The sequence below is a fragment of the Streptomyces sp. NPDC043908 genome (genome assembly GCF_056435525.1).
Map to the genome: position 1 here is coordinate 156561 of NZ_JBWKEI010000006.1, position 20902 is coordinate 177462.

A 20902-nucleotide genomic window follows, 5' to 3' on the forward strand; every position below is an offset into this window, starting at 1 on the left:
CAGGGAAGCCCCGCCCGTGTTTTCACAGGTCAGCGTTTGAGCCGGGCGTTGGTGTGGCGCGTCGGCCGAGCCTGAGAGGGGTCCTCCGGCCAGGGGTGCTTGGGATAGCGCCCGCGCAGCTCGGCGCGGACCGCCCGGTACCCCTCCCGCCAGAAGTTCGCCAGGTCGGCGGTGACGGCGGCGGGCCGGCCCGCCGGGGACAGCAGATGTATGAGCACGGGCACCCCGGCGACCTCCGGCGTCCCCTCCAACCCGAACATCTCCTGGAGTTTCACCGCGAGCACCGGCTGGGCGCCCCCGTACTCCACTCTGATCCGCGACCCGCTCGGCACCTCGATGCGCTCCGGGGCCAGCTCGTCCAGCCGCGCCGCCTCGCCGCCCGCCCAAGGCAGCAGCCGCGTCAGCGCCTGCCCGGCGTCCAGCCGTCCCAGGTCCGCCCGGCGCCGTGCCCGGGACAGCTCCGGCTCCAGCCACTCCTCGGCCCGCGCGAGCAGTGCCTCCTCCGACACGTCCGGCCACGGCTCGCCCAGCGTCCGGTGCAGGAACGCCAACCGCTCCCGCAGCCCCACGGCATCCCGCGACCACCGCAGCAAGCCCGTGCCCTCCCTCGCCAGGCCGTCCAGGAGCGCCTGGCGCACCAGAGCGGGGTCGGGCTGCTTCAGCGGCCGCACCGACAGCTCCACCACACCCAGCCGCGCCACCTGACGGGCGACCACGTCGCCGTCCTCCCAATGCACCTCCTCACCCTCCACCCCCAGCGGTCCGGCCACCGACCGTGCGATGCCCTCGTCCACGACCGCGGCCAGCCGCACCCGCGCCGAGGCGGCCTGCACCGGCCGGTCCGCCACGGCCACCGCCAGCCACTCCGCACTGCGCAGCCCGGACCCCTGGCCCACCTCGGCCCGGGTGCCGGACACCATCAGGAACGAGCCCTCACCCCGAGCCCGGGCCACCCGCTCCGGAAACGCCAGCGCGGTGACCAGCCCAGCGACGGCATCGTCCGTCCCCGTCCCCGACGACGCCGACCCCGCCTCCGCACCCGCGCCGGGCCCCTGCCCCTGACCGGATGCCGGCCCCGGCGGGCTGCCGGAGCCGGGGTTCCCGGCGGACGGTGACAGGGAACCCGCCCCCGTGACCGCAGACGTCAGCCGCCGTACTTCCTGGCGCCAGCGCGCCCCGTATCCGTCGCCGCCCCGGCGGGCCGTGCGCCACGCCGCCGCCAGGTCGTCCCCGTACTCCCTCGGTGGCTCCTCGCTCAGCAGCGCCACCACCTCGGCCGCCCGGCGCGCGCCCACCTCGGCCGCGCCGTCGAGGAGCGCGCGGGCCAGCCGGGGATGCACCCCGAGCCTCGCCATCCGTACGCCCCGATCAGTGGCCCGGCCGTCCTCGTCCACCGCACCGATCGCGGTCAGGACGGAACGGGCCGCGGCCATCGCCCCGGCCGGCGGGGCGTCGAGCAGTGCCAGCCCCTGTGCGCTCGGATCGCCCCAGCACGCCGCCCGCAGGGCGAAGGACGCCAGGTCCGCGATCTTGATCTCGGGGGAGGGGAAACGAGGGCGCCGGACGTCGTCGGCCGGCGCCCAGCACCGGTACACCGTGCCGAACGCCTCCCGGCCCGCCCGGCCGAGGCGCTGGGTCGCCCCGGCGTCCGACACCGACACGGTCGCCAGCGACCCGAGGCCCCGGGCGTGGTCCACGCGCGGCTCGCGGGCCAGCCCCGAGTCGACCACGATCCGTACCCCCGGCACGGTCAGACTGGATTCGGCCACGGAGGTCGCCAGGACCACCCGCCGGCGCCCCTCGCCGCCCCGCAGCACCGCGTCCTGGACCGCCGCAGGAGCCCGCCCGTGCAACTGGAGGACCTCCGCGTCCACCCCGTCCAGCATCCCGGCCGTCCGGGCGATCTCGCCGGTGCCCGGCAGGAAGCAGAGGACATCGCCTTCGTGCTCCTCCAGGGCCAGCCGGACCGTCGCCGCGACATGGCGCAGCAGTTGCGGGTCCACCCAGGTGCCGTGGGCCGGGCGGATCCCGGCGGGCGGCGGGGCGTAGCGGATCGCCGCCCCATGGCCCTGTCCCGTACTCCGCACCACCGGGGCGGGCCCCGAGCCGTCGGCGACCGTCAGAAGTCGCGACCAGGCCTCCGCGTCGCTGGTGGCGGACGCCGCGATCAGCTGGAGCTCCGGGCGCAGGGCGTCCCGTACGTCCACGAGGAAGGCGATCGCGGTGTCCGCGTCGAGGTGGCGCTCATGGCACTCGTCGAGCAGCACCACGTCCACCCCCGCGAGCTCCGGGTCGCGCTGGAGCCGTTGCAGCAGGACGCCGGTGGTCACCACTTCGACGACCGTGCCGGGTCCGGTGCGCCGCTCCCCGCGCACGGAGAATCCGACGGCGTCGCCGACCTCCTGGCCCAGCAGCCAGGCCATCCGGCGGGCGGCGGCCCGGACCGCCATCCGCCGCGGCTCGGCCACCAGCACCCGCCGCCGCGGCCCGGCCCCGGTCAGCCCGGCCAGCGCCAACGGCACCAGCGTGGTCTTGCCGGTGCCCGGGGGCGCGGACAGGACCGCCGTGCCGCGCCCGTCGAGTGCGCTCAGCAGCTCGGGCACGGCATGGCGAACGGGAAGACGCTCGATCGCGTCGGTTCGGATCACGACCACAGTCTCGTACGTCCCGGCCCGGCCCCGTCGCCGGTCATCCACAGACCAGCTGGTTTGTGGGTTTGTATGACTGAAGGGGCTGTGTCGTCTGCGGTATCTGCGGTGCCTGCGGTATCTGCGTTGTCCGCGTCATCCGCGGTGTCGCGCCCTCCGCCGCCGGGGAACGGACGCGCCTAGTCCCGCTCGCACACGAAGATCGCCGTGCCCGGGATCAGGTTCCCGCGCAGCGGGGACCAGCCGCCCCACTCCTGCGTGTTCCACGCCGGCCACTCCGGCTCGACCAGGTCGACCAGCCGGAAACCGCCGGCCACCACGTCCCGGACCCGGTCGCCCAGCGTCCGGTGGTGCTCGACGTACACCGCCTGCCCGGCCTCGTCCTGCTCCACGTACGGCGTGCGGTCGAAGTAGGACGCCGCCACGCTCAGCCCCTCCGGCCCCGGCTCGTCCGGGAACGCCCAGCGGATGGGGTGCGTGACGCTGAAGACCCAGCGGCCGCCGGGACGCAGCACCCGCCGCACCTCACGGAAGACCCGCACGGGATCCGCGACGAACGGGACTGCCCCGTACGCGGAGCACGCCAGGTCGAAGGAGCCGTCCGCGAAGGGGAGGGCGCCCGCGTCCGCCTCCACCAGCGGAATCGTTCCGCCGTCGATGCGCAGGGCGTGCTGGAGCTGGCGGTGCGAGAGGTCCAGGGCGACCGGCCGGGCGCCCTGGGCGGCCAGCCAGCGCGAGCACTGGGCCGCCCCGGCGCCGATCTCCAGGACGTCCCGCCCCTTCAGCGACTCCGCCGGGCCGAGCAGCGCCGCGTCCGCCTCGTCCAGCCCCTCGGGGCCCCAGACGAAACGGTCGTCCCCGAGGAACGCTCCGTGATCGGTCTGGTACTCGTCGGCGTTCCGGTCCCACCAGCCCCGGCTCGCCCGGCTGCTCTCCGCGTCGTCGGCGTCACGCCGCGTCGCGTCCGGCTCGTATTCGGCCTCGTACTCTTGGATCATCGTGTCCGTCGTTGTAGTTTGCGCAGAGCGCGAGCACGTGTTCGGCCCAACGACTTCTGCTGGGCCTTTATGGGTCAGCGTGGCCTCGGAGAACCTCAGTTGTGCCGGGAATGCGGGGATCCTCCCCGGGTGTGCGCCTTCGCGCATTGACCCTGTCCGGCTGCCCCCGTATGCTACAAGTTGCGCTGCGAGCCTGCGCACCTCAGACCTAGCAGGCGCGCTTCCATCTGTTGTATGTCCCCTCGGTTGTCGAGGCGCCATCCGGACCGACCCGGATAGGCGCTTCCCAGGCTGTCCGGCTTCTGCAGAGGCGATACGGGCTCTCGGCGTGGCAGTACCTACGACTTTCTGTCCGTAACCGGAGCCCTTTCCCACATGACGAGCAGCACCGAGACCACCTCTACCACTCCGCAGGTAGCGGTCAACGACATCGGTAACGAGGAAGCCTTCCTCGCCGCGATCGACGAGACGATCAAGTACTTCAACGACGGCGACATCGTCGACGGCGTCATCGTGAAGGTCGACCGGGACGAGGTCCTGCTCGACATCGGTTACAAGACCGAAGGCGTGATCCCGAGCCGCGAGCTCTCGATCAAGCACGACGTCGACCCGAACGAGGTCGTCAAGGTCGGCGACGAGATCGAGGCCCTGGTTCTCCAGAAGGAGGACAAGGAAGGCCGTCTGATCCTGTCCAAGAAGCGCGCTCAGTACGAGCGTGCCTGGGGCACGATCGAGAAGATCAAGGAAGAAGACGGCATCGTCACCGGTACCGTCATCGAGGTCGTCAAGGGTGGTCTCATCCTCGACATCGGCCTCCGTGGCTTCCTGCCGGCCTCTCTCGTCGAGATGCGTCGTGTCCGCGACCTCCAGCCCTACGTGGGCAAGGAGCTCGAGGCGAAGATCATCGAGCTGGACAAGAACCGCAACAACGTGGTCCTGTCCCGCCGCGCCTGGCTCGAGCAGACCCAGTCCGAGGTTCGCCAGACGTTCCTCACCACCCTGCAGAAGGGTCAGGTCCGCTCCGGCGTCGTCTCCTCGATCGTCAACTTCGGTGCCTTCGTGGACCTGGGTGGCGTCGACGGTCTCGTGCACGTCTCCGAGCTGTCCTGGAAGCACATCGACCACCCGTCCGAGGTTGTCGAGGTCGGCCAGGAAGTCACCGTCGAGGTCCTCGACGTCGACATGGACCGCGAGCGTGTCTCCCTGTCGCTGAAGGCGACGCAGGAGGACCCGTGGCAGCAGTTCGCCCGTACGCACCAGATCGGGCAGGTCGTCCCCGGTAAGGTCACCAAGCTCGTTCCGTTCGGTGCGTTCGTGCGCGTCGACGAGGGCATCGAGGGCCTGGTCCACATCTCCGAGCTGGCCGAGCGCCACGTGGAGATCCCGGAGCAGGTCGTCCAGGTCAACGACGAGATCTTCGTCAAGGTCATCGACATCGACCTCGAGCGTCGCCGGATCTCGCTGTCCCTGAAGCAGGCCAACGAGTCCTTCGGTGCCGACCCGGCGTCGGTCGAGTTCGACCCGACCCTGTACGGCATGGCCGCGTCCTACGACGACCAGGGCAACTACATCTACCCCGAGGGCTTCGACCCCGAGACCAACGACTGGCTCGAGGGCTACGAGACCCAGCGCGAGGCGTGGGAGGGCCAGTACGCCGAGGCGCAGCAGCGCTTCGAGCAGCACCAGGCCCAGGTCATCAAGTCCCGCGAGGCCGACGAGGCCGCCGCTGCCGAGGGCGCTGCCGCCCCGGCCGCCGGTGGCAACGCCGGTGCCGGCATCTCGGGTGGTTCGTACTCCTCGGAGTCGGACGACAACTCCGGCGCCCTGGCGTCGGACGAGGCCCTGGCTGCCCTGCGCGAGAAGCTGGCGGGCGGCCAGAGCTGACGCTCTGACCCCGGTCGGTAGATAGCCGAAGGTAAGGCCCGCTCCCCATGGGGGAGCGGGCCTTACTCGTTCCCGCCCCACGGCCCTGCGGGACGCCTTCCGTGTGGGCATGTCAAGGTCCGGACCAGCGGCCGGAAATCGCGGCCGGGGTCCCGCACCGGCCGCAGTGAGAACAGCATGTGAAACGGACGCGCGCGGGAATGCCGCTGTCGCATGGGGCGTTCTTCCCTACGAACACGAGGAGGAGCGGTAATCGTGCTTGATCCGCAGGGTTTGTACGAATGGGAGCCGAAGGGCCTCGCAGTCGTCGACATGGCGCTCGCGCAGGAGTCGGCCGGCCTGGTCATGCTGTACCACTTCGACGGATACATCGATGCGGGTGAGACCGGCGAGCAGATCGTCGGGAAGCTGTTGGACAGCCTGCCCCACCAGGTGGTGGCCCGCTTCGACCACGACAGACTCGTCGACTACCGCGCCCGCCGACCGCTGTTGACGTTCAAGCGGGACCGCTGGGCCGACTTCGAGACGCCCGCGATCGAGGTGCGCCTGGTGCAGGACGCCACGGGCGCGCCGTTCCTGCTGATGTCGGGCCCCGAGCCGGACGTGGAGTGGGAGCGGTTCGCGGTCGCCGTACGGCAGATCGTGGAGCGCCTCGGCGTACGCCTTTCGGTCAACTTCCACGGCATCCCGATGGGCGTTCCGCACACCCGCCCCGTCGGCATCACGCCGCACGGCAATCGCACCGATCTGATGCCCGGTCACCGCTCGCCCTTCGACGAGGCGCAAGTGCCCGGCAGCGCCGAGTCGTTGATCGAGTACCGCCTGATGGAGGCCGGGCACGACGTCCTCGGCGTGGCCACGCACGTCCCGCACTACGTGGCGCGCTCCGCCTACCCGGACGCGGCGCTGACCGCCCTGGAGGCGATCACGGCCGCCACCGGCCTGGTGCTGCCGAGCATCGCCCACGGGCTGCGCACCGAGGCGCAGCGCACCCAGACGGAGATCGAGCGCCAGATCGGCGAGGGCGACGAGGAACTCGTCACGCTGGTGCAGGGACTTGAGCACCAGTACGACGCGGTCGCGGGCGCCGAGACCCGGGGCAACCTGGTGGCCGAACCGGCGGACCTGCCGTCCGCCGACGAACTGGGCCGGGAGTTCGAGCGGTTCCTCGCGGAGCGCGAGGGAGACCTCTGACGAGGGCCGGGCGATGACCGCCGTAGTCGGCGAGAGGTCCGCGGGTCGTGCCACCCGCGGACCTCTTACCGATGGCGTCGGCGGTATCCCCTAGGCTGCCGCTCATGCTGAAGGTGGGCCTGACCGGCGGAATCGGCGCCGGCAAGAGCGAAGTGTCGCGGATGCTCGTCTCCTACGGGGCGGTGCTGATCGACGCCGACAAGATCGCCCGAGAGGTCGTCGAGCCCGGAACGGCGGGCCTGGCGGCGGTGGTCGAGGCGTTCGGCGGCGGGATCCTCGCGGCGGACGGCACCCTGGACCGTCCCGCCCTGGGCGCGATCGTCTTCGCCGACCCCGCGAAGCTCGCGGTCCTGAACGGCATCGTCCATCCGCTGGTGGGCGCGCGCTCGGCGGAGCTGGAGGCGGCCGCGGGCCCGGACTCGGTCGTGATCCACGACGTTCCGCTGCTGACCGAGAACGGCTTGGCGCCCCTGTACGACCTCGTGGTGGTCGTCGACGCCGCGCCCGCAACCCAGCTCGACCGGCTGACCCGGCTGCGCGGCATGGCGAAGGCCGAGGCCGAGGCCCGGATGGCGGCCCAGGCGACGCGTGCACAGCGCCTCGCCGTGGCGGATCTGGTCATCGACAACGACGGCCCCCTGGAGGCGCTGGAGCCGCAGGTCGCCAAGGTGTGGGCCGAGCTCGTGGAGCGCGCCGACGCCCGCTAGGACCCGTCGGCGGGAAGTCTCAAATCGCCGCACCGCCGCGCCTCCCGGGATTACGATCCCGGTGTGCTCTTCGTACTGGCGGGTTTCACGGTCTTCGGCGGGCTGGTGGCGCTGCTGGCCGGTGCGTACGGACTGCGCGAGACCCGGCGCCTCGCGGCGGCGGGCGACGCCGTCTGGGCGCTGGTCAAGCCCGCCCCGCCCGGGTCCGGGCGCCCCCTCCTCCAGTACGAGACGGCCGACGGCCGCGTCCTGGAGCTGCCGTCCCCCGTACCGCCCACGCGCCGCGAGCCGCTGACGCCCGGCGGCCGCGTCCACCTCTCCTACGACCCGGCCGACCCGCGCGAGGTCGTTCTGCTGGGCCGGGAACGAACCGGCCTCGACCGTACGTTCATAGCGGCGGGAGCCGCCGTAGCGGCAGTGGGCCTGATCCTGGCGGTCGCCGCGCTGTGAGCGGGCCTGGCACTCCGTGACGGAGAGAAGGAGTACGGAATACGGGAACTGGGCAGTGCGTTGTCAACGCGCAGCGAGGGAAAGGACTCGACCGTGGCCGAGAGCACCCCGGAAACGCACGTCATCGACTTCCGCGCGGCGGAGCAGCTGCTGGCCGCCCGGGACCCTCGCGGCGCGGTGAAGCTCCTCGACTCGGTCATCGCGGCCCACCCGGAGAACACCGCGGCCCGTCTCCTGCGCGCCCGCGCGTTCTTCGCCTCGGCGCAACTGCGCGCGGCGGAGCTGGAGTTCCAGCTGGTCCTGGAGCGCGAACCAGACAACGCCTTCGCCCACTTCGCCCTGGCCCGCACCTACGAACGGACGGCCCGGCCGGACCAGGCCGTCCGCCACTTCCGCCTCGCCGCCGCCCTGGACCCCAAGCCGGAGTACGTGGAGGCGGCCCGGTTCGACACGGACGAGGGCTAACGCCGTCGCGGCGGCTCGTACGGGGGGATGTCCGGGCCCGGCTGGTAGTGGGGTCCCTGGTGGATGTGGTGAACGATCATCGCCAGGTCGATGGTGACCAGCAGGGCGAGGGCCGCGCACGCGGCCGTCCACCCGGGGCGGCCCTCCAGGGCGAAGCCCGCCGTGCCCGCCAGGGCCCAGATCAGACCCCACACGCTCAGCCAGAACCGCATCCGCAGCGGACTGCGTGCGGTCGAGGGTTCACTCCCAGTGCGCATGGCCATCGCCTCTTCCAGGGAGATTTTACCCGTGAGGTGGCTGGTTCGAGCGGTCCGGTGTGAGCCGGCTTCCGGGGTGATCCGCCCCTTCCTCACCCGTGTCCCGCATAGGGTGACGCGCATGGTGGACGAGGACGCCCGGTTACCGGCGGGGGACGAGCTGCCCGAGACGCTGCTCGACCTCGCCGTGCCACACGAGGACATCGACGAACTGGTGGGCGTCGCGCGGCGGATGGAGGGCGACCCGGACGCCCGCAGGCTGCTGGGGGAGTCCGTGCGGGCGCTCGTCCGGGAGATCGGGAACGTGGGATTCCAGCCGGACCTTCCCCCGGTTCCGGAGGATCTGGGGGGAGCACAAGGGGCGGGGGCGGCGGTCCGGCGTCTCTTCCCCGTCCTCACGCTGCTCGCCGCACTGCCGCATACGCGCGCGTACCACGAGGAACGGGCCGTGCCCGCGGACATCGCCCGCCGCACCCTCGCCGACCTCGGACGCTGCCTCGCCCTCACCCGCCGGCGCCACGGCAGCACCGGCCTGATGGCGCCGCACTGGCTCTGGCACCACTTTCGCGGTGAGCTCTACCAACTGGGACGGCTTCAGTTCCAGCGCGCCCGGCTGGGCCGGCGCACCGGAGAGGCGGTGCGGGCCGCCGGGCTGCCGGTCGGCCCCGGAGACCCGTGCCTCAGCATCCACATCCCGGGCTGCCGCGGACCGCTGACGCCCGAGGCGTGCGACGCCTCCCTCGCGCTGGCCAAGGACTTCTTCGCGCTCCACTACCCGGAGGAGTCCTACCGCGTCGCCGTCTGCCACTCATGGCTGCTGGACACACAGTTGGACAGATACCTGCCCGAGCGGTCGAACATCGTCCGCTTCCAGCGCCGGTTCCACATCCCGTACCGGGAGACGGATCCGGACGACGGAACTCCGGTCTTCTTCGTCTTCGGGGATCCGGACCTGCCCGTGGAGACCCTGCTCCAGCGGACCGCCGTGGAACGCGCGGTCGCGGGCCATCTGCTCGCGGGCGGGCACTGGTACGGCGGCCACGGATGGTTCGAGCTGTGACCCGGCGGCCGGACGGGCGGGATGTCCGGCAGTGGCCCCCGCGCCGTCAGTGCACGAACGCGTAGCTGCGCCAGGGCGGTGTGTTGGGGGCGATGTTGTCGCCGAGGCGGCTCGGGACGTACGTCATCTCCTTGCCGCGGCAGTCAAGGGTCCGGTACAGGCGGACGTCCGCCAGCGTGTTGTTGTGGACAGCCGTCGCACCCGTCGGCGCCATCCGGTGACAGCCCTTGACGGGCGGACTGCCGATCTTGACGACCCGCTCCGCCGAGGTCGCGTACGAGAAGGTGCCGACCGCCGTACGGTCGAGGTTGGCGCAGGCCGAGGCGGCGAGCGCGAGGAGCGCGGCCCCGCCGGTGAGGGCGAGCCGCCCGGCGGGCGCCGATCGCCGCCGGGGCGAGCGCCGGGCCGTGGACGGGGACGGCTCGGCGGGGCGCGGCGCGGGCGGGGACACAGGCACGGACATGGGCGGTCCTCGTCTGTACGGAGTACGGCGGGTGGTACGGCGGTCAGTACCGTCACCCTGCCCGCTCGGCGCCACCCGGGCATCCCGTGCGCGGCCGGCCGGGCTACCCGCCCCTCCGGCCCCGGCCGATGGCTCCCCAAGTGAGCGTCCCCATACCCGCCGGTCCGCTTATGTGGTGCGCACACATCCCGTACTCCCGTACCGCCTGCCTAGCGTCAGGGTCGTAGCCAGATCAGCCTAGGCAAGGGGGCCCGGACGTGCGCAGCAGACACCGTGGGGGATGGAGAGCGGCTCTGGCCGTGACAGCGGCACTCGGCGCGCTCCTGGCGTCCGGAGGGGCCGCGACCGCCGGAAGCACGGCCACCACCACGAGCACCGCCACCGCCGGGGCCACGGCCGCGGGGAGCGGCACCGCCGCCCCGCCCTCGTACCTGTCCCTGGAGGCCTCCTACGGCTCCGGCACGGTCACCAACGGCTGGGAGAGGGTCGAGCGCTACCGCGACACCACCCCGGGCTTCCAGACGCCCGGCGCCGAGGGCTATCCGCCGGACGGGCGGGGCAACCAGGACGGCGTCCGGGTCACGTACTTCGGAGGCGTCGCCCGTCCCACCTCGGACCGCTTCCTGCTCTACTCGGCGCCCGGCTGGAACACCGGCGCGAAGGCCACCCCCGTCCTGCTGGTGCACGGTGCCAACGACTCCGCCGACCGGGCCTGGGCCAACCCCGGCGAGTCCGGCGGCTACGGCTGCGGCGCCCTGTCGTGCCCCTCGACCGGGATGATGCAGTACCTCGCGGCCCGCGGTCACCGTGTCTTCGCCATCGGCTTCGCCCACAAGCAGGGCGACAACCTGATGCAGGCGCAGGCCGTCGGGGACGCCGTCGCCCTCATCAGGGCGAAGCTGGGAATCGCCCGCGTGGATCTGGTCGGCTGGAGCAAGGGGGAGCTCTCCGCGCGCGCGTACGTCTCGTCCCTCAAGCCGGCCTGGGGGCGCGCCTACGCCGGTGACGTACGGAAGCTGATCACGCTCGGCGGCCCCAACGGCGGCTTCGACTACCCGTACGCCCACGGCTGGGCGCACGACTTCTCGATCTGGCCGGAGTGCGGCGGCAAGATCAACGCGCCCTCCCCGCACTCCCGGATGACCTGCTACGGGACCTACACCGCGCACCCCGAGTTCTCCATGACGCCCTCCGGCGGCTACGACGACTACCCCGGGCAGCGGCAGATGCTGGCCCGCTGGGACGGCGTGTACGGCGTCGACCAGGCGGCGCAGGACTGGTACACGACGTACTACGGAGGCCAGGGCTTCTACACGGCCGGCGACGGCATCCAGCCGGCCATCGACGCGGGTTCGCTCGTCGTCCCGTTGCAGCGGGCCGGAGTCCCCGCCTCCGTCACCACGTACCTGCTGGCGGGCGGCTCGCCCGACGTCGTGGGCATCTTCAACGAGAACCGGGGCCCGAGCGACGGGGTCGTCTTCGTCTCCAGCGCGCTCGACACGACCGGTGTCGCCACCGTCGGCGGCAAGGCGACCGTGACCGGCGCCAACCACCTCGAACTGGGCTGGGACAGCGCCTCGCAGGCCCAGGTCGCCACCTGGCTGGGCTGAGCCCGTCACCGTCCCGCCGCATCCCCACCACTGCCTCCGCAGGAGAGCCCGAAGTCGAAGGACGGCCGTATGCCCCCGCTCACCGCACGTCGGGTACCGACCGCCCGGCTCACCCAGCACATCCTGGAGGACGCCTCCAGGAGCGCGGGCGAACCGGTCGTCTTCGTGCACGGAAACGTCTCCTCGTCCGCCTTCTGGCAGGACGCCATGCTCGCCCTGCCCGAGCGCTACCGCCCGGTCGCGGTCGACCTGCGCGGGTTCGGCGGCACCGATCCGCTGCCGGTGGACGCCACCCGTGGGCTGCGCGACTACGCCGACGACCTGGCGGCACTCCTTGAGGCGTTGCATATGGAGCGCGCACACCTCGTCGGCTGGTCCATGGGCGGTGGTGTGGTGCTGCAATACATGCGGGACCGGCCCACCCTGGTGCGGTCCCTGACACTCGTCAACCCGGTGTCCCCGTACGGCTTCGGCGGCACCAGGGGGGTGGAGGGCCGTCTCAACGCGCCGGACGGGGCCGGTTCGGGCGGTGGCACAGCCAGCCCCGAGTTCGTGCGGCGGCTGGCGGAGGGCGACCGGGGCGAGGAGTCACCGCTCTCGCCCCGCAGCGTCCTCGCGCGCTGCTACGTCCGGCCGCCGGTACGGCCGGACCGGGAGGACGACTACGTGGAGGCGATGCTGAGCACCCGGCTCGGCGACGACCACTACCCCGGTGACAGCAAGCCCAGCGAGGCCTGGCCCGGCGTCGCCCCGGGCACGCGCGGCGTGCTCAACTGCCTTGCCCCGACCCACTTCCGCCTCGACGACCTGCACACCGCTCTCGCCGGGCTCCCCGCGAAGCCACCGGTGACCTGGGTGCGCGGCGAGGACGACGTGATCGTCTCCGACACCTCGCTCTTCGACCTCGCCCATCTGGGCACGATCGGCGCGGTGCCGGGCTGGGACGGCACCCCGGCGCAGCCGATGATCGCCCAGACACGGCACGTTCTCGCCCTTTACGCGCGCGTGGGCGGCGCGGTACGAGAGATCACGGTGCCCGGAGCAGGGCACGCGGTGCACGTTGAACGCCCCGAGGAGTTCGGCGCCGCCCTGCTGGAGACGCTGGCCGAAGGAGTCTGAGGCGCGGATGGAACCGATCAAGCCGGTGGGACCGATCAGGCCGGTGGAACCGAGCAAACCGGTGGGACCGAGCAAACCGGCCGAGGCCGTGGCGCCCAACCCGGCCGTGGCGCCGGCCGAGCCCATGGCACCGACCGCGCCCGAGGGCCCCACCGGGTCCGTGGCGCCGCGCAAACAGGCCGAGCCGTCCGCCACGCGCGTGTGCGCGACGCGGCAGGGCCTGGTGCGCGGCCGGGCCGTGAGCGAGGCGGTGACGGCCTTCCTGGGCATTCCCTACGCGGCCCCGCCCTTCGGCCCGCTGCGGTTTCGCGCACCGGCTCCCGCCGCTTCCTGGGAGGGCGTACGGGACGCCTTCGAGCACGGCCCCTCGGCGCCCAGGGCCCCGTACGCCCCGCCCATGGACGCCCTGATCCCGGACGCCGACGGCGGCCAGGGCGAGGACTGCCTCAACCTCAGCGTCTGGACCCCGCACCCCGGCCCCGGCGGCGGGCTGCCGGTGATGGTCTGGCTGCACGGCGGCGCGTTCTCCAACGGATCCGGCGTGGGGCCCGCGTACGACGGCACCGCCTTCGCGCGCGACGGCGTGGTCTGCGTCAACGTCAACTACCGCCTCGGTACGGACGGTTTCCTGCGGCTGCCGGGCCGTCCGGACAACCGGGGGCTGCTCGACCAGATCGCCGCCCTGGAGTGGGTGCGCGACAACATCGAGGGCTTCGGCGGTGACCCGGACCGCGTGACCGTGTTCGGCGAGTCGGCGGGCGCGATGAGCATCGGCGTCCTGCTCGCGCTGCCCCGCGCGCGTGGACTGTTCCGCCGGGCGATCCTCCAGAGCGGCGCCGCCCACCACTTCCTGCGGCCCGCCACGGCCGACCTGATCACCGCATACCTCGCGGCCGAGCTGGGCATCGAGGCGACCGGGACGGCGCTGACCGAAGCGTTCGCCCGCGTGCCCTTCGCCCGGCTGCTGCCCGCCCAGGCCGGACTGCGGGCCGCGGTGGGCGCCCGCCCGGACCCGCGGCTGTGGGGCGAGGCGGTGCTCAACATGATGCCCTTCGAGCCCGTCCTGGACGCCCTGCCGCTGCCGTCCGCCGACTGCGCGGTGGACCTGCTCGTCGGCAGCAACCGGGAGGAGTACCGCCTCTTCCTGGTTCCCACCGAGCGGCTGCGCCTGCTGAGCGAAGGGAAGCTGCGCGGCACGGCCGAGGCGTACGGACTCGACCCCGACAAGGCACTCCCCGTCTACGCCGGAGGCCGTCCCGGCGCGGCACCCGGCGAGCTCTTCGACGCGATGGCGACCGACTGGTTCTACCGGATCCCGGCGATCCGCGTCGCCGAGTCCGTCCCCGGTACACGGGTGTACGAGTTCGCCCGGCGCTCGCCGCGGTACGACGGTGAGCTCGGCGCCTGCCACGGCGCCGAGCTCGGTTTCGTCTTCGACAACCTGCGCGACCCGGTGTACGCCCCGATGCTCGGCGACCGGCCGCCGCAGGATCTCGCGGACGCGATGCACGGCGCGTGGGCCGCCTTCGCGGCGACCGGCGACCCGGGCTGGGACGCCTATGACCGCGCGACCCGTACGACGATGGTCTTCGGCGGCTCGCCCCGCACCCCGACCGAGCTGGTCCGGGACCCGCGTCCGGCGGAACGTGCCTTGTGGGAGGGGGTGCGCTGAGGCGCGGTGCCCGATTGTCAGACCCCGCCCGTAAGGTCGTAGAGCAGTCGCGGACGACGCGCTGATCCACGGCCCTGCGCACGAGGGGAGGTGACCTGACATGACGCAATCCGAGCGGACGCCGCCGCCCACGGCGCGGCCCGGTGTGTCCGCGGCGGCGGTGTTCCTGCCCGCGGGGCTGCCCCGCGAGGGCAAGGTCGCCTTCTGGGACCCGGCGGGCGGCCCACTGCCCGGCGAGGAGGACGGCGCGGGGGAGGTCGCCGAGCTGACCGTGGTGCGGCGCCACGGCGGCGGCGCCGCACGGCGTGTCGTCATGGCCCGTCTGCTGCCCGTCACCGAGGCCCTGCCCCTGCTCGTCCGGGCCCGGCACCACCCCGCCGCTCACCCCGCGGCCGCCTGCTGGGGCGCCGCCGCGCTGCACGCCCTGCACCTGGTCGCGCGCGGCAGGCTGCTGCCCGGCCTGACCGGCACCGACCACGACGCCTGGCGGGCCGGCCCGCTGGACGCCGACGACATCGCCCAGCTCCGCGCCATCGCCGCCGCCATGCCGTACGAGGCGTACGGAGTGCCGGTGCCGGGCCGGGGCCCGCTGCGGCTGCCCGACCCCGAGGCGCTCGTGCGCGCGTTCCTGGACGCGGTGGCGGACGGCCTGCCGCGCACCCCGGCCGCCGCCCACGCGGTGGGCCCGGCGTTCGCGGCGGCCGCGCCCCAGCACCTGCCCGGCGCGCGCGTCTGGGCGGCCGAGGCGGCGGCGGGCATGGACGCGGGCGTGCGGGTCTCCCTGCGCCTGGACCTGTCCGGGTACGGGCTGTTCGACAGCGGCGACGAGGAGGACGCCCGGCGCGCGGGCTCCGCGATCGTCCAGGTCCACAGCCTCGCCGACCCCACCCTGGTCGTCGACGCGGCCGAGCTGTGGGAGGGGCGGCGGCCCGAGGCGTTCGGACCGCGCGCGCGGATCGACGCCCTCCTCGCGCTGCGCCGGGCCGCGCGGGTGTGGCCGCCGCTGGGGCTGCTCCTGGAGCGGCCGGTGCCGGACGTGCTGGCGCTCACCGAGAGCGAGCTGTACGACCTGCTCGGCTCCGCCGCGACCCGCCTGGACGCGGCGGGCGTCGCCGTGCACTGGCCGCGCGAGCTGGCCCGCACCCTGAGCGCCACCGCTGTCGTCCGCCCCGCGCCGGGCTCGGCGACCGACGGCACCGCGTTCTTCGACGCCGGGGAGCTGCTCGCCTTCAACTGGGAGCTGGCGCTCGGCGGCGAACCGCTCAGCCAGTCCGAGATGGACACGCTGGCCGAGGCCCACCGCCCGATCGTGCGGCTGCGCGGCCAGTGGGTGGTGGCCGACCCCGACCTCGTACGCAGGGCGCGCAAGCGCGACCTGGGGCTGCTCGACCCCGTGGACGCGCTGTCCGTCGCGCTCACCGGCACCGCCGAGGTCGACGGCGAGACGGTGGAGGCGGTGCCGACCGGCGCGCTGGCCGTGCTGCGCGACCGCCTCACCCAGGGTCCGCGGGCCGCGGTCCAGCCCCCCGGCCTGGACGCCACCCTGCGCGACTACCAGCTGCGCGGCCTCGCCTGGCTGGACCTGATGACCTCGCTCGGCCTCGGCGGCTGCCTCGCGGACGACATGGGCCTGGGCAAGACGATCACCGTGATCGCGCTCCATCTGCGGCGCGCGCGTCCCGAGCCGACCCTGGTGGTCTGCCCGGCCTCGCTGCTCGGCAACTGGCAGCGGGAGATCGCCCGGTTCGCCCCGGGCGTTCCCGTGCGGCGCTTCCACGGCAGCGACCGGAGCCTCGCCGACACGGAGGGCGGCTTCGTCCTCACCACGTACGGCACGATGCGCGGCAGCGCACCCCAACTGGCCGCGCACACCTGGGGAATGGTCGTCGCGGACGAGGCGCAGCACGTCAAGAACCCGTTCTCGGCGACGGCGAAGGCCCTGCGCACCATCCCGGCGCCCGCGCGGATCGCCCTCACCGGCACACCGGTCGAGAACAACCTCTCCGAGCTGTGGGCCCTGCTCGACTGGACGACTCCCGGGCTGCTGGGCCCGCTGAAGTCGTTCCGCGCCCGCCACGCGCGCGCGGTGGAGAACGGCGAGGACGCGCAGGCGGCCGAGCGGCTGGCCCGGCTGGTCCGCCCCTTCCTCCTGCGAAGGAAGAAGTCCGACCCGGGCATCGTGCCCGAGCTGCCGCCCAAGACGGAGACCGACCACCCCGTCCCGCTCACCCGCGAACAGGCCTCGCTCTACGAGGCGGTCGTCCGGGAGGCCATGGCCCAGGTCGAGGCCGCCGAGGGCATCGCCCGCCGCGCCCTCGTCATGAAGCTGTTGACGGCCCTCAAGCAGATCTGCAACCACCCCGCGCAGTACCTGAAGGAGACGGCGCCCCGGCTGCACGCCCGCTCCGGCAAGCTCACCCTCCTCGACGAGCTGCTCGACACGATCCTCGCCGAGGACGGCTCGGTCCTGGTCTTCACCCAGTACGTGTCGATGGCCCGGCTGCTCTCCGCGCACCTCACCGCGCGCGGAGTCCCCTCCCAGCTCCTGCACGGCGGGACGCCGGTGGCGGAGCGGGACCGGCTGGTGGACGCGTTCCAGTCCGGCGAGGTCCCCGTCTTCATCCTCTCCCTGAAGGCGGCCGGCACCGGCCTCAACCTCACCCGCGCGGGCCATGTCGTCCACTACGACCGCTGGTGGAACCCGGCCGTGGAGGAGCAGGCCACCGACCGCGCCTACCGTATCGGCCAGACCCAGCCGGTGCAGGTCCACCGTCTGATCGCCGAGGGCACCGTGGAGGACCGCATCGCGGAGATGCTCGCCGCGAAACGCGCGCTGGCGGACGCCGTCCTGGGCTCGGGCGAGAGCGCCCTGACCGAGCTCACCGACCGCGAGCTGGCGGACCTCATCTCCCTGCGGAGGAGCGCGTGAACGGATACCCGCGCCCCGACCGGCCCGCGCCCACGACAGGCGCCCCCGCGCGCACCCACGGCCACCGGGCAGCCGGGCACCCCGCGCCCGGCTCCGACCGCCCCGCCCCCGGAAGGAGGCCCGTATGAGCCCGCTCCCGGCGACCCGGTACGACGACCGCCGCCGCACGTTCCCGGCCCTGGGTGCCCGGTCGGAGCGGACCGGCACCTGGTGGGGCGGCGCCTGGATCGACGCGTTGGAGAGCCTCGCCCTCGACCCGGCCCGGCTGGCCCGCGGCCGCAGATACGCGGAGGCGGGCCATGTGGACGCGATCACCGTCACGCCCGGCCGCATCACCGCGTACGTGCACGGCTCCCGCCCCCGCCCGTACCGGACGGAACTGCGCCTGCGCACCCTGCCCGACCGGGCGTGGGAGGACTTCCTCGACACGGCCGCGCGGAACCCCTCCCACATCGCGGCGCTGCTCGACAAGGACCTCCCGCACACCCTCGCCGACCAGGTCGACCTGCTGCCCGCCTCCGGCGACCTAGTTCCGGACTGCTCCTGCCCCGACGACGGCTATCCGTGCAAGCACGCGGCGGCGCTCTGCTACCAGACGGCCCGGCTCCTCGACGAGGACCCGTTCGTCCTGCTGCTGATGCGCGGCCGGGGCGAGCAGGAGACGCTCGCCGCGCTGGCCCGCCGCAACACCGCCCTGTCGGCCGTGGAGCGGCGGACGCCCGCCCCCGAACTGCCCACCGTCGCCGCCCGGGAGGCGGTCCGGTCCGGCACACGGCCCGAGCTGCCGCCCCCCTTCCCGCACCCGGCGCGCGCGGGCCATCCGCCGGCCTTCCCCACCCTCCAGGGCGCCCCCGACCCGCTCGCGCTCGACCTGCTGGCGACGGAGGCGGCGGCCCGGGCGCACACCCTGCTGACCACCGGCCAGGACCCGATCGCGCCCCTGTCGACCTGGCAGGACGCGGTCCGCCTCGCGGCGGCGCACCCCGGCTCCGGCGTGACCTCCACGACCCGGGCGCTGTACGCGGCGCTGTCCCGCGCCACCGGCCGCACACCGACCGACCTGGCCCGAGCGGTGTCCGCCTGGCGCCAGGGCGGACCGGCGGCGCTCGCCGTCCTGGAAGCCCCCTGGGACCCACCGGCGGGCCCGTTCGACCGCGCCCGCCCCGCCCTGACGGCCGCCGGCCACCCCGGCTTCCGCCCCTGGCGCAACCACCTCTCCACCGCCGCCACCCAGCTCCGCTACGGCCGCGACGGCCTCTGGTACGTGTACGAGTCCGACCCGGGGAGGGAGGACTGGTGGCCCCGGGGGATACCGGCGACGGACCCGGTGGCGGCGCTCACGCGATGACGGTGTCGGCGCACGCGGGTCATCGTTCCCTGCCCACCGCCCACCCCTCCAGCACCCCCGCGACCCGTGTCGCCACCCGCGCCCGTGCCCGGTTGCGGGGCACCCTGGACATCAGGAGTTCGTCGTAGGGCGTGTCCAGGTGGCGTACGGAGGCGCGGACCGCCGCCGTCACCGCCTCCTCGTCCAGGGCGCGGCCCGCAGCGGTGCGGCCGACCCGGCCGCTGCCGCGCACCGAGGCGTGGACCGCGATGTCATGGGCCCGCTCGGGTGGGCAGCCGGGGAACAGGCGCAGGATCTCGGCCTCCAGGGCCGCGGTGAGGCGGACGTCCTCGGCGGCGCGTCGGAGCGCGTCGCGGGCGCGGCGGCGTGCGCGGGCCTCCGCGTCGGCCAGGCAGCGCTCCTCGGCGGCGGTGAGCGCCGCCTCCTCGACGAGTACGCCCCGGCGCTCGTAGCGGCGCCGTCGGCGGTGGAAGCGGACCACGACGGCCGAGAGCGTGCTCTCCTCGCGGGCACGGCGCGTCAGGGCCGTGTCGCCGCGTGGCAGGAACACCAGGTGCCCGAGGTCGGCGCAGTCCAGGCAGCGGGGGGCGCCCGTGTCCAGGACCAGCCGGGGGAGCGGGCCCCGGTCGCAGTCGGCGCAGCGGTGCCGCCTTCGGGGTTCTATGACGAGAATGGGCCGCCTCCCTCGCGCGCGCCCCCCGGCTCCCCTCTCCTCGATCCCTCAGTGAGCGCCCGGCCAAACCGTGCCGGGCACGGCGGTGCTCACTGGCGGTATCCGCTGAGGAAGCGCCCGATCCGGCTGATGGCCGCGTCCAGGTCGTCGGCGCGCGGCAGGGTCAGGATCCGGAAGTGGTCCGAGCGCGGCCAGTTGAAGCCCGTCCCCTGCACCACCTGGATCTTCTCCCGCAGCAGCAGGTCAAGGACGAACTTCTCGTCGTCTTCGATCGGGTGAACCTTGGGGTCGATCCGGGGGAACGCGTACAGGGCGCCCTTCGGCTTCACACAGGACACGCCGGGGATCTCGTTCAGCTTCTCCCAGGCCCGGTCGCGCTGCTCGTGCAGCCGCCCGCCCGGCGCGGTCAGTTCCTTGATGGACTGGCGGCCGCCGAGCGCGGCCTGGATGGCGTACTGGGCGGGCGCGTTGGGGCACAGCCGCATGGAGGCGAGCATGGTCAGCCCCTCCAGGTAGTTCCTGGCGTGCTGCTGCGGGCCGCTGACGACCAGCCAGCCGGAACGGAACCCCGCGACACGGTACGTCTTGGACAGCCCGCTGAAGGTGAGGACGACCAGGTCGGGAGCGAGGGCCGCGGCACAGTGGGCGACGGCGTCGTCGTAGACGATCTGGTCGTAGATCTCGTCGGCGAACACCATCAGCTGGTGGCGGCGGGCCAGGTCGAGGATGCCCTCGATGATCTCCTTCGGATACACCGCGCCCGTGGGGTTGTTGGGGTTGATGATGACGACGGCCCGGGTGCGGTCGGTGATCTTCGACGCCATGTCGTCGAGGTCGGGGTACCAGTCGGCGGACTCGTCGCAGAGGTAGTGGACGGCCCGGCCGCCCGCGAGCTTGGTGACGGCCGTCCAGAGTGGGAAGTCCGGCGCGGGGATGAGGACTTCGTCCCCGTCCTCCAGGAGCGCCTGCACGGCCATGGAGACCAGTTCGGAGACGCCGTTGCCGAGGAAGACGTCGTCGACGGAGACGTCCGGCAGGCCCATCGCCTGGTAGCGCTGGGCGACGGCGCGGCGGGCCGAGAGGATGCCGCGCGAGTCCGTGTAGCCGTGCGCACGCGGCAGCATCCGGATCATGTCCTGGAGGATCTCCTCCGGTGCCTCGAAGCCGAAGAGCGCCGGGTTGCCGGTGTTGAGGCGCAGCACGCTGTGGCCCGCCTCCTCCAGCGCGTTGGCGTGCTCGATGACCGGGCCGCGGATCTCGTAACAGACCTCGCTCAGCTTGCTCGACTGCCGGAACTCCATGCCGTGGCCCTCCCGGGGTGCCCAGATTCCTCTGGCGTGACTCGCCTGTCCTGCGTCACTCGAATTGCGTCACTTGGTTTTACCAAGTGGGAGCTTGGAAAGTCCAACATGTTGTCTAGACTGC

Annotated in this window: 17 protein-coding genes; 11 read left to right on the forward strand and 6 right to left on the reverse strand. The window is 73.3% G+C overall.

The window, feature by feature from the left end; all coding sequences use genetic code 11:
* Positions 1-29: 29 nt before the first annotated feature.
* Together AC069K_RS15515 and AC069K_RS15520 are read right to left on the reverse strand one after the other, a co-directional pair.
* A complete protein-coding gene (locus tag AC069K_RS15515; RefSeq protein WP_478616176.1) occupies positions 30-2648 on the reverse strand; it encodes an ATP-dependent RNA helicase in 2619 nt (872 codons plus the stop codon).
* Between the two features lie 179 nt (positions 2649-2827).
* Positions 2828-3646: a class I SAM-dependent methyltransferase gene (locus AC069K_RS15520; protein WP_365113567.1), complete on the reverse strand. Its 819-nt coding sequence runs from the start codon at positions 3644-3646 to the stop codon at positions 2828-2830.
* Positions 3647-4021: 375 nt separating this feature from the next.
* On the opposite strand from AC069K_RS15520, the gene rpsA reads away from it, so the two are divergent.
* From rpsA to AC069K_RS15545, 5 genes are all read left to right on the forward strand, one after another.
* Positions 4022-5530 carry a 30S ribosomal protein S1 gene (rpsA, locus tag AC069K_RS15525; protein ID WP_067157914.1) on the forward strand — a complete coding sequence of 503 codons (1509 nt, stop codon included), beginning with the start codon at positions 4022-4024 and terminating at the stop codon, positions 5528-5530.
* Between the two features lie 312 nt (positions 5531-5842).
* Complete coding sequence (locus tag AC069K_RS15530; protein ID WP_467874631.1) at positions 5843-6724, forward strand: PAC2 family protein; 882 nt, start codon at positions 5843-5845, stop codon at positions 6722-6724.
* Between the two features lie 104 nt (positions 6725-6828).
* Positions 6829-7431, forward strand: a complete 603-nt coding sequence (coaE, locus tag AC069K_RS15535; RefSeq protein ID WP_365113562.1) for a dephospho-CoA kinase — start codon at positions 6829-6831, stop codon at positions 7429-7431.
* A 63-nt stretch (positions 7432-7494) separates the two neighbouring features.
* A complete protein-coding gene (locus AC069K_RS15540; RefSeq protein ID WP_365113560.1) occupies positions 7495-7881 on the forward strand; it encodes a DUF3592 domain-containing protein in 387 nt (128 codons plus the stop codon).
* 93 nt (positions 7882-7974) lie between these two features.
* A complete protein-coding gene (locus tag AC069K_RS15545; protein ID WP_358834893.1) occupies positions 7975-8346 on the forward strand; it encodes a tetratricopeptide repeat protein in 372 nt (123 codons plus the stop codon).
* Here the strand turns inward: AC069K_RS15545 and AC069K_RS15550 are convergent.
* The gene (locus AC069K_RS15550) at positions 8343-8603 is read right to left on the reverse strand and encodes a DUF6343 family protein (protein ID WP_365113558.1); all 261 of its coding nucleotides are present in this window, start codon (positions 8601-8603) and stop codon (positions 8343-8345) included. The two genes, AC069K_RS15545 and AC069K_RS15550, sit on opposite strands and share 4 nt — an antisense overlap.
* A gap of 121 nt (positions 8604-8724) precedes the next feature.
* Between AC069K_RS15550 and AC069K_RS15555 the strand changes: the two genes are divergently transcribed.
* Positions 8725-9663 (forward strand): acyltransferase domain-containing protein, encoded by a 939-nt coding sequence (locus AC069K_RS15555; protein ID WP_478616185.1) that lies wholly within the window; start codon positions 8725-8727, stop codon positions 9661-9663.
* 46 nt (positions 9664-9709) lie between these two features.
* Here the strand turns inward: AC069K_RS15555 and AC069K_RS15560 are convergent, their stop codons facing one another.
* Positions 9710-10126 carry a hypothetical protein gene (locus AC069K_RS15560; RefSeq protein ID WP_478616188.1) on the reverse strand — a complete coding sequence of 139 codons (417 nt, stop codon included), beginning with the start codon at positions 10124-10126 and terminating at the stop codon, positions 9710-9712.
* A 299-nt stretch (positions 10127-10425) separates the two neighbouring features.
* Between AC069K_RS15560 and AC069K_RS15565 the strand changes: the two genes are divergently transcribed.
* The 5 genes from AC069K_RS15565 (at position 10426) to AC069K_RS15585 (ending at position 18804) form a co-directional block, all read left to right on the forward strand.
* Positions 10426-11736: an esterase/lipase family protein gene (locus AC069K_RS15565; RefSeq protein ID WP_478616191.1), complete on the forward strand. Its 1311-nt coding sequence runs from the start codon at positions 10426-10428 to the stop codon at positions 11734-11736.
* 69 nt (positions 11737-11805) lie between these two features.
* A complete protein-coding gene (locus AC069K_RS15570) occupies positions 11806-12855 on the forward strand; it encodes an alpha/beta fold hydrolase (RefSeq protein WP_478616194.1) in 1050 nt (349 codons plus the stop codon).
* Positions 12856-12862: 7 nt separating this feature from the next.
* On the forward strand, positions 12863-14527 hold the full coding sequence (locus tag AC069K_RS15575; RefSeq protein ID WP_478616197.1) for a carboxylesterase/lipase family protein: 1665 nt from the start codon (positions 12863-12865) through the stop codon (positions 14525-14527).
* 100 nt (positions 14528-14627) lie between these two features.
* Complete coding sequence (locus AC069K_RS15580; protein ID WP_478616200.1) at positions 14628-17456, forward strand: DEAD/DEAH box helicase; 2829 nt, start codon at positions 14628-14630, stop codon at positions 17454-17456.
* 124 nt (positions 17457-17580) lie between these two features.
* Positions 17581-18804 carry an SWIM zinc finger family protein gene (locus AC069K_RS15585; RefSeq protein WP_478616203.1) on the forward strand — a complete coding sequence of 408 codons (1224 nt, stop codon included), beginning with the start codon at positions 17581-17583 and terminating at the stop codon, positions 18802-18804.
* Positions 18805-18823: 19 nt separating this feature from the next.
* Here the strand turns inward: AC069K_RS15585 and AC069K_RS15590 are convergent, their stop codons facing one another.
* A complete protein-coding gene (locus tag AC069K_RS15590; protein WP_478616712.1) occupies positions 18824-19477 on the reverse strand; it encodes a DUF2293 domain-containing protein in 654 nt (217 codons plus the stop codon).
* 89 nt (positions 19478-19566) lie between these two features.
* A complete protein-coding gene (locus AC069K_RS15595) occupies positions 19567-20778 on the reverse strand; it encodes a pyridoxal phosphate-dependent aminotransferase (protein WP_478616206.1) in 1212 nt (403 codons plus the stop codon).
* Positions 20779-20902: the final 124 nt, after the last annotated feature.

Coding starts and splice junctions, on each gene's coding strand:
- AC069K_RS15520 (WP_365113567.1), bottom strand. CDS start 3,646: ATGATCCAAGAGTACGAGGCCGAATACGAGCCGGACGCGACGCGGCGT.
- rpsA (WP_067157914.1), top strand. CDS start 4,022: ATGACGAGCAGCACCGAGACCACCTCTACCACTCCGCAGGTAGCGGTC.
- AC069K_RS15530 (WP_467874631.1), top strand. CDS start 5,843: ATGGCGCTCGCGCAGGAGTCGGCCGGCCTGGTCATGCTGTACCACTTC.
- coaE (WP_365113562.1), top strand. CDS start 6,829: ATGCTGAAGGTGGGCCTGACCGGCGGAATCGGCGCCGGCAAGAGCGAA.
- AC069K_RS15550 (WP_365113558.1), bottom strand. CDS start 8,603: ATGCGCACTGGGAGTGAACCCTCGACCGCACGCAGTCCGCTGCGGATG.
- AC069K_RS15555 (WP_478616185.1), top strand. CDS start 8,725: ATGGTGGACGAGGACGCCCGGTTACCGGCGGGGGACGAGCTGCCCGAG.
- AC069K_RS15560 (WP_478616188.1), bottom strand. CDS start 10,126: ATGTCCGTGCCTGTGTCCCCGCCCGCGCCGCGCCCCGCCGAGCCGTCC.
- AC069K_RS15570 (WP_478616194.1), top strand. CDS start 11,806: ATGCCCCCGCTCACCGCACGTCGGGTACCGACCGCCCGGCTCACCCAG.
- AC069K_RS15575 (WP_478616197.1), top strand. CDS start 12,863: ATGGAACCGATCAAGCCGGTGGGACCGATCAGGCCGGTGGAACCGAGC.
- AC069K_RS15580 (WP_478616200.1), top strand. CDS start 14,628: ATGACGCAATCCGAGCGGACGCCGCCGCCCACGGCGCGGCCCGGTGTG.
- AC069K_RS15585 (WP_478616203.1), top strand. CDS start 17,581: ATGAGCCCGCTCCCGGCGACCCGGTACGACGACCGCCGCCGCACGTTC.
- AC069K_RS15595 (WP_478616206.1), bottom strand. CDS start 20,778: ATGGAGTTCCGGCAGTCGAGCAAGCTGAGCGAGGTCTGTTACGAGATC.